The organism is Microbacterium sp., assembly GCF_036566905.1.
In the GTDB taxonomy this organism is placed as follows: domain Bacteria; phylum Actinomycetota; class Actinomycetes; order Actinomycetales; family Microbacteriaceae; genus Microbacterium.
In genome coordinates, this window is sequence record NZ_DATCVK010000249.1 from 1 (window position 1) to 13,247 (window position 13,247).

Consider the following 13,247-nt stretch of genomic DNA (forward strand, 5'->3'; position numbering starts at 1 on the left):
CCTCTCCGACGCGGTCGCGCGCGCGACCGCGCGCCTGGCCGACGCCGGCATCGCGGACCCCGCCGTCGACGCGGAGCTGCTCGCCGCCTTCGTCCTCGACGTCGGTCGCGGGGGCGTGCAGGCCGCCGCCTTCCGCGGCGACGCGATCGCCGTGGAGGATGAGCGCCGGCTCGACGAGCTGGTCGCGCGTCGCGCCACGCGTGAGCCGCTGCAGCACATCACCGGCACCGCGCCCTTCCGCCACCTCGAGCTGCGTGTCGGCCCCGGCGTCTTCGTGCCGCGCCCCGAGACCGAGATGGTCGCCCAGCTGGCGATCGACGCGCTGCGGGCCGCGGCATCCCCGTCTCCGATCGCCGTCGATCTCGGCACCGGCAGCGGTGCCATCGCGCTCGCGATGGCGACCGAGGTGCCGCACGCGCGGGTGTTCGCCGCCGAGAACTCCGTCGACGCGTACGTGTGGACGAAGGAGAACTTCGCGCAGGTCGGCGCCGACAACGCCACGCTCGCGTTCATCGACCTCGCCCATGCCTTTCCCGAGCTGGACGGAACCGTCTCGGTGGTGGCATCCAACCCGCCCTATGTTCCGGATGCCGCCATCCCGCGCGACCCGGAGGTGCGGTTCTTCGACCCGCCGGCCGCGCTCTACGGGGGAGAGGACGGCCTCGACGTCGTCCGCGTGCTCAGCGGCGTGGGCCTGCGCCTCGCACACCCCGGCGGCACGATCGTGATCGAGCACGGCGAATGGCAGGGTGAGGCGATCCGCGGGATCCTCGCCGCTAACGGGTGGCGCGCGACCGCGACCCACCCCGATCTGACGATGCGCGACCGCGCCACGACGGCACTGCGCCCCTGACCGCCCGACCGTCATGACGCCGCTCGCGTCGTTCACGGACCGCGGATCCGGACGGGTCATGGGGTCGACGCCGCTCGCAATTAGACTGGCGGGCGACATGTCCCCCATCTTCGACTGCCGTGACGAGGCGCAGCTGCTCACCGGCATGCGCCAGGCGCGCCAGGCCATCGCCCGCGGCGAACTCGTCGTCATCCCCACCGACACCGTCTACGGCGTCGCCGCCGACGCCTTCGACCATCAGGCCGTCGCGCGCCTCCTGGCCGCCAAGGGACGCGGGCGCCAGTCGCCGCCGCCCGTGCTGGTCGCCGGTGTCACGACGCTCCGCGCGCTCGTGGCCGAGGTGCCCGAGCCGATCGAGCGCCTCGTCGAGGAGTTCTGGCCGGGCGGACTGACCGTCGTGCTGCCCGCCCAGCCGTCCCTGTCGTGGGACCTGGGCGAGACGCGCGGCACCGTCGCGGTGCGCATGCCCGCACACCGCATCGCCCTCGAGCTCCTCGAGGAGACCGGGCCGCTCGCCGTGTCGAGTGCCAACCTCACCGGCATGGCCGCCGGGATCACCGCCGAGGACGCGCAGGGGATGCTGCAGGACAGCGTCGCCGTCTACCTCGGTGACGGGCCCTCCAAGACCGGCATCCCGTCGACCATCATCGACGCGACGAGTCTGATCGGCGGCACCGAGCCGCGGGTGCGGGTGCTCCGCGAAGGAGCGGTGAGCCGCGCGCAGCTGCGCGACGTGCTCGGCGACCTCCTCGAGCCCGAGCCGGGCTCCGATGAGGAGGACATCCCGGCCTCCGAGCCCGACTCCGGCGACGCCTCAGGAACCGACGCGGCCGGCGCGGGCACGCCTGAGGCACCGGAGCCCGGCAGCTCGTGAAGCAATACGTCTTCACGATCCTCCTCACGGCGGCGGTCACCTTCGTCCTGTCGTGGGCGGTCTGGCGACTGAGCCTCAGGTACAAGCTGTATCCCGGCATCCGCGAGCGCGACGTCCACAAGACGCCGACTCCGCGTCTGGGCGGCATCGCGATGTTCCTGGGCGTGCTGGCGGCGTTCGCGGTGTCGTCGCAGCATCCCTACTTCTCCATCGTCTGGGCGCATCCCCAGCAGATGTACGCGCTGCTCGGCGCGACGGCGCTCATCGTGGTGGTCGGAGTGCTCGACGACCTGTGGGACCTCGACTGGATGATCAAGCTCGGCGCGCAGTTCCTCGCCGCCGGCGTCATCGCGTGGTTCGGTCAGCTGCAGATCTACACACTGCCGCTCGGCGGGATGACCATCTTCTCCAGCTGGGCGAGCTTCACCCTCACGGTGTTCTCCATCGTCGTGGTCATGAACGCCGTCAACTTCATCGACGGGCTCGACGGTCTCGTCGCCGGTGTCTGCCTCATCGCCAACGCGGTCTTCTTCGCGTACTCCTACATGGTCTTCCGCGACATCGGCTCGAGCACGTACTTCACGCTGTCGTCTCTCATCGCCGCGGTCCTCATCGGCGCGTGCATCGGCTTCCTCCCGCTGAACTGGAGTCCCGCGCGGCTGTTCATGGGCGATGCCGGCGCCCTCATGCTGGGGTTGCTCATGGCGTGCTCGGCCATTTCGATCACCGGCAACTTCGATCCCGCCATGATCGCCGACAACGACGCGTTCGGCCGGTCCCAGCTCCTCGGTGCGTTCATCCCGATCCTCCTGCCCGTCGTCGTCGTGCTGCTGCCGCTCCTGGACTTCGGCCTCGCGGTGGTGCGGCGCATGAGCAGGGGCAAGTCGCCGTTCTCGCCCGACCGCAAGCACCTGCACCACCGCATGCTCGACATGGGGCACACCGACCGCGACGCCGTGCTCATCTTCTACGCCTGGACCGCGTTGGTGAGCCTGTCCGTGCTGCTCATGTACATCGGCACGACCCTGGAATGGCCGGGGGACTACCTCTTCGGCGTGCTCTACGGCGTGGTCGGCATAGCGGCCTGCCTCGTCGTGACCTTCCTTCCCTCGCACCGTCGCGCTCCGCGCGCGACGGTGGCGCACACCGAACCCGAACCGCAGCCCGATCCTGCGCCCGCACAGGAGGACGCCCGATGAGCGCCACCCCCATCTCCAGCACCCCGATCCTGCGCACCGTCCTGGTGTGGTCCGGGACGGTGACGGCGATCCTTGCGGTCGTCGGCGCCGTCGTCGGATTCCTCGTGGCGGGCACGACAGGGCTGTGGAGCGCACTGCTCGGCGTGCTCGTCGCCGCGGTGTTCCTCGCGATCACGGGTGCGAGCATCCTCATCGCGAATCGCTGGTACGGGAACGACCTCTACGTGCCCGTCTTCTTCGGCATCGTGATGGGCGGCTGGATCCTGAAGTTCGTGGTGTTCATCGCCATCCTCTTCATCCTCCGCGGTCAGCCGTGGATCGAGCCCACGGTGTTCTTCGTCGCGGCGGTCGTCAGCGTGCTGGCTTCGCTGGTGGTAGACGTCGTGGTCATGATGCGGATGCGGGTGCCCCACGTGAGCGACGTGCAGCTGCCGACCGATCCCGAGGCCGGGGACCGGCGCGACGGGCCGCCCGAGGTGCGGTGACCGCCTGGCGCGCGGATTCAGGGACCTTTCAAGTTTGATAGGCTGATCAAGCGCCCGCCCGCTCGCTGTGCGAGTACTTGCGGAGTGACGCTCATCGACCATCGTCGCAACGGTTCTCGACCGGTGCCCCGAAGCTGGAGCCAGCGCTGTTTACTCATGCTGCGACCCTGATCGCCCCCATTGCCGCGGACGCTCCGCCGGAGTTTCACGGACCCTCGATCGACGAGTTCTTCCCTGAGATCCTCTTCGAAGCCTTCGGCGTCATCCCGATCCACCGGATCCACCTGATCCAGTTCCTCGCGACGATCGCCGTGGTCGTGATCTTCTGGCTCGGCACGCGCCGGATGAAGGTCGTTCCCGGACGCTTCCAGAGCCTCGTCGAGATGGGCCTGGACTTCGTCCGCGTCAACATCGGCGAGGACCTGCTCGGCAAGAAGGACGCCCAGCGCTTCCTTCCGATCCTCACGACGATGTTCTTCATGATCCTGTTCATGAACATCACGGGCGTCATCCCGTTCCTGAACATCGCCGGAACCAGCATCATCGCCGTGCCGCTGACTCTCGCGATCGTGAGCTACGTCACGTTCATCTACGCCGGCATCAAGAAGAGTCCGAAGAACTTCTTCAAGAACTCGCTGTTCCCGTCGGGCGTGCCGTGGCCGATCTACATCATCGTGACGCCGATCGAGCTCATCTCGACCTTCATCATCCGGCCGGTCACGCTGACGCTGCGACTCCTGATGAACATGATGGTCGGCCACCTGCTGCTGGTCCTGTTCTTCGCCGCGACGCAGTTCTTCATCGTCGACCTCGGCGGCTGGTGGACGACGCTCGGCGCGGGCAGCCTCGCATTCGGCTTTGTCTTCACCCTGTTCGAAATCCTGGTGGCCGTCCTCCAGGCGTACGTCTTCGCCCTTCTCACCGCGGTCTACATCCAGCTCGCGGTCGCCGAAGAGCACTGATACGGGACGGCCGGAAGGCCGCCCACAACCGAAAGGAAACACCCCCGTGGACGCAACTACGGTTCTCGCAGAGGTCTCCGGCTCGATCGCGACCGTCGGATACGGTCTCGCCGCCATCGGCCCGGCCATCGGCGTGGGCATCGTCGTCGGCAAGACGATCGAGGGCGTGGCCCGTCAGCCCGAGCTCGCCGGCCGCCTGCAGGTGCTCATGTGGATCGGTATCGCCTTCACCGAGGCGCTCGCCTTCATCGGCATCGCGACCGGCTTCATCTTCGGCTTCTGATCCCGATAACCAGTCTTAAGGAGACAGGATGCTGAACGCTCTTGTCACGTACGCCGCGGAAGAGGGCGCCGAAGCGCACAACCCTCTGCTCCCCGCCTGGTACGACATCATCTGGTCGTCGGTGTGCTTCATCGTCATCCTCGTCATCTTCTGGAAGGTCGCCCTTCCCCGGATGAAGAAGCTGCTCGACGAGCGCTCAGCGGCGATCGAGGGCAACATCGCCAAGGCCGACGAGGCCCAGCGCAAGGCCGAGGCGGCGCTCGAGGAGTACACCGCTCAGCTCGCCGACGCGCGCAAGGAGGCCGGCGAGATCCGCGATGCCGCCCGTGAGGACGGCAAGAAGATCGTCGCCGAGGCAAAGGAGACCGCTACGGCGGAAGCCACGCGTCTGACGACGACCGCGCACGCTCAGATCGAAGCCGAGCGCCAGACGGCACTCGTGTCGCTGCGCAGCGAGGTGGGCACCCTCGCCCTCGACCTCGCGGGCGGCGTCATCGGCGAGTCGCTCTCCGACGACAAGAAGGCTCAGGCCGTCGTCGACCGCTTCCTCGCCGAGCTCGAGGAGTCCGAAGGGGCGAAGGCGTAATGGGCAGCGCGTCCACTCAGGCCCTGGCGGCGACGACGGCGGCGCTCCGCGCCGCGTCGGGCGTCGACCTCGACGTCGCCGGTGAGCTGTTCGCCGTCGCGCGCGCCGTGGGCGACTCGTCGCAGCTGAGCGGCGCGCTCGCCGACTCCGCCGCGCCGGCCGAGGCCCGCCGTCAGGTCGTCGCCGACGTGTTCGGCAAGGCCGTGAAGCCCACGACGGCGTCGCTGCTGACGACCGCCGTCGAGCAGCGCTGGTCCTCGTCCGACGATCTCGTCGACGGCATCGAGGAGCTCGCCGTGCGGGCAGCCGCGGTCGCCGACGCGAACTCCGACGTCGAGGCCGAGCTGTTCGCCCTCACGCGAACGGTGGCGGACAACCCCGAGCTCGAGCTCGCGCTGGGTCGCCGCCTGGGCGACTCGGCCGCCAAGGGCACGCTCATCGAGACGCTGCTGAAGGGTCGCGCGAGCGCGGGGGCGACGCTGATCGCGGCATCCCTCGTTCGCCAGCCCCGCGAGCGGCGCATCCGCCAGCTGCTGACGCGTGCGACCGACATCGTCGCCGACCAGCGCAACCGCGCCGTCGCCACCGTCGTGGCCGCAGCGCCCCTGAGCGCCGCGCAGAGCGAGCGGCTGACCGCGGCGCTGACCAAGCGGTATGGCACCCCGGTGTCGCTGAACACCATCGTCGACCCGACCGTCGTGGGCGGCGTGCGCGTGCAGATCGCGGACGACGTGATCGATGCGAGCGTGTCGGCGCGACTGGCCGACCTCCGTCAGCGGCTCGCCGGCTGACACAGACTTCCCGCACGGGGCCGAGACAGGAACCGCGCGGAGCTTTCGGGGCCGACGCCCCATGAACGAAGGAAAACAATGGCAGATCTCTCTATCAGCCCCGACGTCATCCGTGACGCGCTGAAGGACTTCGTCGCCGCTTACGAGCCCACCGGGGCTGCGGCCACCGAGGTCGGCACCGTCGTCGACGCCGGGGACGGCATCGCCCACGTCGAAGGCCTGCCCGGTGTCATGGCGAACGAGCTCGTGACGTTCGCCGACGGCACCAGCGGCCTCGCCCTGAACCTCGACGAGCACGAGATCGGTGTCGTCGTTCTCGGCGAGTTCTCCGGTGTCGAGGCAGGCCAGCAGGTCACCCGCACCGGCGAGGTGCTCTCGGTCGCCGTCGGCGAGGGCTACCTCGGCCGTGTCGTCGACCCGCTCGGCAACCCGATCGACGGTCTCGGCGAGATCGCCACCGTCGGCCGCCGCGCCCTCGAGCTCCAGGCGCCGGGCGTCATGCAGCGCAAGAGCGTGCACCAGCCGCTGCAGACCGGCATCAAGGCCATCGACGCGATGATCCCGGTGGGCCGCGGCCAGCGCCAGCTCATCATCGGCGACCGCCAGACCGGCAAGACCGCCATCGCGATCGACACGATCATCAACCAGAAGTCCAACTGGGAGTCCGGCGATGTCGACAAGCAGGTGCGCTGCATCTACGTCGCCATCGGCCAGAAGGGTTCGACGATCGCGGCCGTGAAGGGCGCGCTCGAAGACGCCGGCGCGCTGGAGTACACCACCATCGTCGCCGCTCCCGCCTCGGACCCCGCCGGCTTCAAGTACCTCGCGCCGTACACCGGCTCGGCCATCGGCCAGCACTGGATGTACGAGGGCAAGCACGTCCTGATCATCTTCGACGACCTGTCGAAGCAGGCCGAGGCATACCGCGCCGTGTCGCTCCTCCTCCGCCGCCCGCCGGGCCGCGAGGCCTACCCCGGCGACGTCTTCTACCTGCACTCGCGTCTGCTCGAGCGCTGCGCGAAGCTGTCCGACGAGCTCGGCGCCGGCTCGATGACGGGTCTCCCGATCATCGAGACCAAGGCGAACGACGTCTCGGCGTACATCCCGACCAACGTGATCTCGATCACCGACGGCCAGATCTTCCTGCAGTCCGACCTGTTCAACGCCAACCAGCGTCCCGCGGTCGACGTGGGCATCTCGGTGTCGCGCGTCGGCGGCGACGCCCAGGTGAAGTCGATCAAGAAGGTCTCCGGCACGCTCAAGCTCGAGCTGGCGCAGTACCGCTCGCTCGAGGCGTTCGCGATGTTCGCCTCCGACCTGGACGCGGCATCCCGTCGCCAGCTCGCCCGCGGTGCGCGCCTGACCGAGCTGCTCAAGCAGCCGCAGTACTCGCCGTACCCGGTGGAGGAGCAGGTCGTCTCCATCTGGGCCGGCACCAACGGCAAGCTCGACTCGATCGAGGTCGAGGACGTGCTGTCGTTCGAGCGCGAGCTTCTCGACTACCTGCGTCGCAACACGACGATCCTCGACACGCTGCGCGACACGAACGTCCTCGACGACGACACCGTCGCAGAGCTCACGAAGCGGACCGACGACTTCATCCTCGAGTTCCAGGCCGGCAAGGGCCAGGCCATCGGCAAGCCGGGCCACGAAGAGGTCGCGGTGGCCGAGGCGGACGACGTGAACCAGGAGAAGATCGTCAAGGGCCGCCGCTAAGGCGGGCCTGGGTCACAACCATGGGCGCACAACTCCGGGTCTACAAGCAGAAGATCAGTTCTGCTCAGACGACCAAGAAGATCACGAAGGCGATGGAACTCATCGCGGCTTCGCGCATCCAGAAGGCGATGGCGCGTGTGCGCGCGTCCTCGCCCTTCGCGCGGGCCGTGACGCGTGCCGTCTCCGCCGTGGCGACGCACTCCAACATCGACCACCCGCTGACCGTCGAACGCGAGACGATCCGCCGCTCCGCGGTCGTGATCTTCACGTCCGACCGGGGCCTGGCCGGCGCGTTCAACTCGCAGATCCTCCGCGAAGGCCTCGAGCTGGCTCAGCTGCTCCGGCAGCAGGGCAAGGAGCCGGTGTTCTACCTGATCGGGCGCAAGGCCGTCGGGTACTTCCAGTTCCGTCGCATGGAGAGCGCTGCGGAGTGGACGGGTGACACCGACACGCCGCACTTCACCACGGCCGAGGAGATCGCCGCCACCCTGCTCGACGCGTACGACCGCGGCGGCGACGAGAGCGGCGTCGACGAGATCCACCTCGTCTACAACCGCTTCGTCAGCATGATGACGCAGTCGCCCGAGACGGTGCGCCTGCTTCCGCTCGAGGTCGTCGAGGCCGAGGAGCAGTCGTCGGCGCAGGTGTACCCGCTCTACGAGTTCGAGCCGGACGCCGAGACCGTGCTCGACGCGCTGCTGCCGGTGTACATCCAGAGCCGCGTCTTCAACGCGCTGCTGCAGTCGTCGGCGGCCAAGCACGCCGCGACGCAGAAGGCGATGAAGTCCGCCAGCGACAACGCCGACAAGCTCATCACCGACTACACGCGCCTGCGCAACAACGCGCGCCAGGCCGAGATCACGCAGCAGATCGCCGAGATCGTCGGCGGCGCCGATGCCCTTTCCTCGGGCAAGTAGCGCGCATCAGACCACACGAAAGAGAAGAAGCCATGAGCCTCACCGCTGACAAGACCGAGACGGCGGTCGTCGGGCGCGTCGCCCGCGTCACCGGCCCCGTCGTCGACATCGAGTTCCCGCACGACTCGATCCCCGACATCTACAACGCGCTGAAGACGACGATCGTGATCGGCGACGAGTCGACCGAGATCACCCTCGAGGTCGCTCAGCACCTGGGCGACGACCTCGTCCGTGCCATTTCGCTGAAGCCGACCGACGGCATGGTCCGCGGCCAGGAGGTGCGCGACACCGGCGGCCCGATCACGGTCCCCGTCGGGGACGTCACCAAGGGCAAGGTGTTCAACGTCACGGGTGACGTGCTGAACGGCGTGCCGGGCGAGACCATCGAGATCACCGAGCGCTGGGGCATCCACCGCAAGGCGCCCGCGTTCGACCAGCTCGAGTCGAAGACCGAGATGTTCGAGACGGGCATCAAGAGCATCGACCTGCTCACCCCGTACGTCCAGGGTGGCAAGATCGGCCTCTTCGGCGGTGCGGGCGTCGGCAAGACGGTCCTCATCCAGGAGATGATCCAGCGCGTCGCGCAGGACCACGGTGGAGTGTCGGTGTTCGCCGGTGTCGGCGAGCGCACCCGTGAGGGCAACGACCTGATCCACGAGATGGAAGAGGCGGGCGTCTTCGACAAGACCGCGCTGGTCTTCGGCCAGATGGACGAGCCGCCCGGAACCCGTCTTCGCGTCGCGCTGTCGGCGCTCACGATGGCGGAGTACTTCCGCGACGTGCAGAAGCAGGACGTGCTGCTCTTCATCGACAACATCTTCCGCTTCACGCAGGCCGGATCCGAGGTCTCGACGCTGCTCGGCCGCATGCCGTCCGCGGTGGGCTACCAGCCGAACCTCGCCGATGAGATGGGCGTGCTCCAGGAGCGCATCACCTCGACGCGCGGTCACTCGATCACCTCGCTGCAGGCGATCTACGTCCCCGCCGACGACTACACCGACCCGGCGCCGGCCACCACGTTCGCGCACCTCGATGCGACCACCGAGCTCTCGCGCGAGATCGCGTCGAAGGGTCTGTACCCGGCCATCGACCCGCTGACCTCGACGAGCCGCATCCTCGACCCGCGCTACATCGGCGAGGACCACTACCGCGTGGCCACCGCTGTGAAGCAGATCCTCCAGAAGAACAAGGAACTGCAGGAGATCATCGCGATCCTCGGTGTCGACGAGCTCTCCGAAGAGGACAAGATCGTCGTCTCCCGCGCGCGCCGCATCCAGCAGTTCCTCTCGCAGAACACCTACATGGCGAAGAAGTTCACCGGTGTCGAGGGTTCGACGGTCCCGATCAAGGAGACCATCGAGTCGTTCGACGCCATCGTCAAGGGTGACTTCGACCACGTCGCCGAGCAGGCCTTCTTCAACGTCGGCGGCATCTCCGACGTCGAAGAGCAGTGGGCGCGCATCCAGAAGGAGAACGGCTGACATGCCGCTCAAGGTGAGCCTCGTCTCCGCGGACGCGGAGGTCTGGTCGGGTGAGGCGTCGCTCGTCGTCGCCAAGACCGTCGAGGGCGAGATCGGCTTCATGACCGGTCACGAGCCGGTGCTCGCGATCCTCGCCGAGGGTCAGGTGCGCATCACCGAGACCTCGGGTACCAAGATCGTCGCCAACGCGCAGGACGGCTTCCTGTCGATGGAAGGGGACGACCTCACGATCGTCGCCGGAAACGCTGCGCTGATCTCCTGATCCACCACCATTCGAACTCGGCCGATCCCCTCGGGGATCGGCCGAGTCGTTTCCCCGGCCGCGTCGGGCCCGAGCCCTCCCGGAGAGTCATGCTCATCCTTCTCCCGCCGTCCGAGACGAAGCGGCCGGGCGGCCGGCCGGCACCGCTCCACGTGGCGGGGCTGACGCTGCCGCGGCTGGCGCTGCAGCGGGAAGCGGTGATCGATGCGCTCGTGGACCTGTCCGCCGATGCGGACGAGGCGGCGCGGGTGCTCAAGCTGGGCCCGACCCAGCGGGGCGAGATCGCCGTCAATGCGGGACTGCGCGACGCCCCCACGATGGCTGCGATCGACCGCTACACGGGCGTGCTCTACGACGCGCTGGACGCGGCATCCGTTCCCGCCGCCGGCCGTCGCTGGCTGGGCGCGCACGTGCTCGTGCACTCCGCGCCGTTCGGCCCGGTGGGGGCGCTCGACGCGATTCCCGCCTATCGGCTCGGCGCTTCGACGTCACTCCCGGGCATCGCTTCGCTGCGGCGAGTGTGGGCGGATCCGGTGACCGCGGCCATTGAGGAACTCGCGCCGCGCTTCGTTCTCGACCTCCGCTCCGAGGCGTATGTCGCGCTCGGGCCGGTGCCGTCTGCCGCCGCCTCGCGCTACGTCCGCGTCGTGAGCGAGGGCGCTGACGGAGCCGTCCGTGCGCTCAACCACTTCAACAAGCACGCGAAGGGCGCTCTGGTGCGCCGGCTCGCGCAGGAACGGCCGCGCATCTCGTCGGCGACGGGATTCGCGCGGTGGGCGGATGCCGCCGGCCTGCGCGTGCGCGAGACCGCCGCGGGCGAGCTCGAGCTCTTCGCCTGAGCCCCGCTACACCGGGGTTCGCACGGCGGCGAACCTGTTGCGGCGACGCAGCGCGAATCCGAGGCGCTCGTACGCCGCGATCGCACCGACGTTGGACGCCGCGGCATGAAGCAGCGCGCGGTCGCCCCGCTCCTGGATGTGGAAAGCGACGTCGAGCACCAGGCGCGATGCGAGACCCTGCCGTCGGTGGTCGGCGTCAACGGCCACGGCGCTGATCTCGGTCCAGCCCTCGGGGTGCAGTCGCTCGCCCGCCATCGCGATGAGTCGCCCCTCGCGGCGGATGCCGACGTACCGGCCGAGTTCGTACGTGCGCGGCCGGAACGGTCCGGGCTGGTTGCGTTCCACGATCGCCAGCATGTCGGCGGCGTCCTCGGCCCCGAGCAGGATCGCCTCTGGGTCGGGGCGGGGCTGCAGAGCGTCGGTCTCGACGAGCTGCACGCCCTCTCCCTGCCCGACCACCTCCCACCCGTCGGGAACCTCGCCGTCGTACCCCGACAGGCCGATCTCGGCGCCGGGGCCGACGAGATCGACGAGTGCCGGCCAGACCTGCGGATCGTCCCAGGTGCGAACGGCGACGAACGGTGCGACATCCTCGGGGTAGCGACGGACGAGGTCGTTGCCGATCGCGAATCTGGCGTGCGGGCCGGTCAGCGCGTGCCAGGGGGCGTTGTCGAGCACAGTGGCGTCGGCGTGGGGGGCGTCGAGGATCGTTGCGGGCGCGAGATCAGGCATCCGTCCACTCTGCCCCCGCGTCGCGAGACCCGCAAACGGCGGCCGTCACCGCGCGCAATGCTCCGCGCAGCGCCGCCGGCTCGTCGCGCGGGCCCGGCAGATCCGCTCGTCAGCGTCGGGTGTGCTCCGCCGTGCGCTCGGTGTTCTCGGCGATCGCGATGAGGGCGACGACCGCCTCGATGATGAACCTCAGCAGGATGATCGCGAGGAAGGTGAGGACCGGTACGACGATGATGGTCGCGACCAGGCCGCTGATGCCGGCGCCGACGTCGAACCACATGATCGAGATGGCGCCGATGAGCCCGCTGACGAAGTAGACGATGAAGCCGATGCCGATCGCGATCAGTCCCACGAAGTAGAACACGCTCGCGAGGCGGCGGGTGATGAAGGTGCGGAACGACAGGTCGAACAGCGCGGCGAAGAAGCCCTTGCCGACCTCGCTGGACTCACCGCGGACCGTGGGGACGCCGGTGTCGTCGGGGTCGGCGCCGCGCGCGGCTTCTGCCGCCGACTGCGGGGGCAGTGGCGGGGGAGTGGGAGCGGACGGAGTCTGGTCGGTCATGGCGGCCCTTCGGTCGGGAGTTGTTGCTCAGGCTATCCACCGGCGCGCGAGGGGGCCATCCCCCCGATATGACCTCAATGCTGACAGGCGGCTGAGAGCGTCGCTAGCATGTGTCCAGCGGAGCAGGGGCTCCGCGGGCGCGCGCGACGCGTTCCGAATCGACTCTCTCGGAGGTCGCTCCACCATGACCATGGACTACAACGACGGCAGCGGGGCAGGGGCGCTCATCGCCTGGCTCGTCCTCGCGCCATTCTTCTTCCTGCTCGCGATCGCCGGATACGTCATCGGCTCCTGGTTCCTGATGAAGGTGTTCGACAAGGCGGGCGTGCAGGGGCGCTGGCGCGCATGGGTGCCGGTGTACAACACCCTGATCTTCGTGAAGCTCGGCGACCTCAACCCCTGGTGGCTGCTGGTGCTGTGGGGCGGCGGGATCGTGCTCGGCTGGGTGCCGGTGCTCGGCTCCCTCATCGGCCTCGCCGCATTCCTCTACACGCTCCTGGCCGCGTGGCGCGTGGGTCTGAAGCTGCAGAAGGAAGCCGTCTGGCTCATCCTCTACTTCTTCCTCGCGATCGTCTGGCTCGGCATCAACGCGTTCGACCGCTCGCGCTGGAACACCGCCATCCCGGCTGCGCCGTGGGCGGGCAACTTCCTCGCCGACAAGACCGTGTGGTCGGGTGTCCCGCCGCAGACGCCGGCCGGCGGCTA

16 protein-coding genes are annotated in these 13,247 nt (G+C 68.8%); 14 read left to right on the forward strand and 2 right to left on the reverse strand.

Translation table 11 applies throughout. The annotated features are described in order from the left end of the window. Positions 1-34: 34 nt before the first annotated feature. The 13 genes from prmC to VIP82_RS22960 all read left to right on the forward strand — a co-directional run bounded on the left by prmC (position 35) and on the right by VIP82_RS22960 (position 11,248). On the forward strand, positions 35-853 hold the full coding sequence (prmC, locus tag VIP82_RS22900; RefSeq protein ID WP_331912950.1) for a peptide chain release factor N(5)-glutamine methyltransferase: 819 nt from the start codon (positions 35-37) through the stop codon (positions 851-853). A 97-nt stretch (positions 854-950) separates the two neighbouring features. Continuing rightward, positions 951-1,727 (forward strand): L-threonylcarbamoyladenylate synthase, encoded by a 777-nt coding sequence (locus tag VIP82_RS22905; protein ID WP_331912926.1) that lies wholly within the window; start codon positions 951-953, stop codon positions 1,725-1,727. After that, positions 1,724-2,926 carry an MraY family glycosyltransferase gene (locus VIP82_RS22910; RefSeq protein ID WP_331912928.1) on the forward strand — a complete coding sequence of 401 codons (1,203 nt, stop codon included), beginning with the start codon at positions 1,724-1,726 and terminating at the stop codon, positions 2,924-2,926. The genes VIP82_RS22905 and VIP82_RS22910 overlap by 4 nt, the downstream gene beginning before the upstream one ends. After that, positions 2,923-3,411 (forward strand): Cg1360 family ATP-synthase-associated protein, encoded by a 489-nt coding sequence (locus VIP82_RS22915; RefSeq protein WP_331912930.1) that lies wholly within the window; start codon positions 2,923-2,925, stop codon positions 3,409-3,411. Before VIP82_RS22910 ends, VIP82_RS22915 begins: the two co-directional genes overlap by 4 nt. Positions 3,412-3,578: 167 nt before the next feature. Then, positions 3,579-4,373: a F0F1 ATP synthase subunit A gene (gene atpB / locus VIP82_RS22920; protein WP_331912952.1), complete on the forward strand. Its 795-nt coding sequence runs from the start codon at positions 3,579-3,581 to the stop codon at positions 4,371-4,373. Positions 4,374-4,419: 46 nt separating this feature from the next. After that, entirely contained in the window at positions 4,420-4,656 is a 237-nt protein-coding gene (gene atpE / locus VIP82_RS22925) for an ATP synthase F0 subunit C (protein WP_159845304.1), read from the forward strand. A 28-nt stretch (positions 4,657-4,684) separates the two neighbouring features. After that, the gene (locus VIP82_RS22930) at positions 4,685-5,242 is read left to right on the forward strand and encodes a F0F1 ATP synthase subunit B (RefSeq protein ID WP_331912932.1); all 558 of its coding nucleotides are present in this window, start codon (positions 4,685-4,687) and stop codon (positions 5,240-5,242) included. Next, positions 5,242-6,033: a F0F1 ATP synthase subunit delta gene (locus tag VIP82_RS22935; protein WP_331912934.1), complete on the forward strand. Its 792-nt coding sequence runs from the start codon at positions 5,242-5,244 to the stop codon at positions 6,031-6,033. The genes VIP82_RS22930 and VIP82_RS22935 overlap by 1 nt, the downstream gene beginning before the upstream one ends. A 78-nt stretch (positions 6,034-6,111) precedes the next feature. Further along, entirely contained in the window at positions 6,112-7,749 is a 1,638-nt protein-coding gene (atpA, locus tag VIP82_RS22940) for a F0F1 ATP synthase subunit alpha (RefSeq protein ID WP_331912936.1), read from the forward strand. A gap of 20 nt (positions 7,750-7,769) precedes the next feature. Beyond that, on the forward strand, positions 7,770-8,666 hold the full coding sequence (locus tag VIP82_RS22945; protein WP_331912938.1) for a F0F1 ATP synthase subunit gamma: 897 nt from the start codon (positions 7,770-7,772) through the stop codon (positions 8,664-8,666). Between the two features lie 32 nt (positions 8,667-8,698). Next, positions 8,699-10,147 carry a F0F1 ATP synthase subunit beta gene (gene atpD, locus VIP82_RS22950; RefSeq protein ID WP_331912940.1) on the forward strand — a complete coding sequence of 483 codons (1,449 nt, stop codon included), beginning with the start codon at positions 8,699-8,701 and terminating at the stop codon, positions 10,145-10,147. Position 10,148: 1 nt separating this feature from the next. Further along, positions 10,149-10,409: a F0F1 ATP synthase subunit epsilon gene (locus tag VIP82_RS22955; protein WP_308868467.1), complete on the forward strand. Its 261-nt coding sequence runs from the start codon at positions 10,149-10,151 to the stop codon at positions 10,407-10,409. Positions 10,410-10,498: 89 nt separating this feature from the next. Next, entirely contained in the window at positions 10,499-11,248 is a 750-nt protein-coding gene (locus VIP82_RS22960; protein ID WP_331912942.1) for a YaaA family protein, read from the forward strand. Positions 11,249-11,254: 6 nt separating this feature from the next. Here VIP82_RS22960 and VIP82_RS22965 read toward each other — a convergent pair whose 3' ends face one another. Both VIP82_RS22965 and VIP82_RS22970 read right to left on the reverse strand, forming a co-directional pair. Continuing rightward, entirely contained in the window at positions 11,255-11,980 is a 726-nt protein-coding gene (locus VIP82_RS22965; protein ID WP_331912944.1) for a GNAT family N-acetyltransferase, read from the reverse strand. A gap of 109 nt (positions 11,981-12,089) precedes the next feature. Continuing rightward, a complete protein-coding gene (locus VIP82_RS22970; RefSeq protein ID WP_331912946.1) occupies positions 12,090-12,542 on the reverse strand; it encodes a DUF4282 domain-containing protein in 453 nt (150 codons plus the stop codon). A gap of 184 nt (positions 12,543-12,726) precedes the next feature. On the opposite strand from VIP82_RS22970, the gene VIP82_RS22975 reads away from it, so the two are divergent. After that, a partial coding sequence (locus tag VIP82_RS22975; protein ID WP_331912948.1) for a large exoprotein occupies positions 12,727-13,247 on the forward strand: 521 nt, incomplete at its 3' end.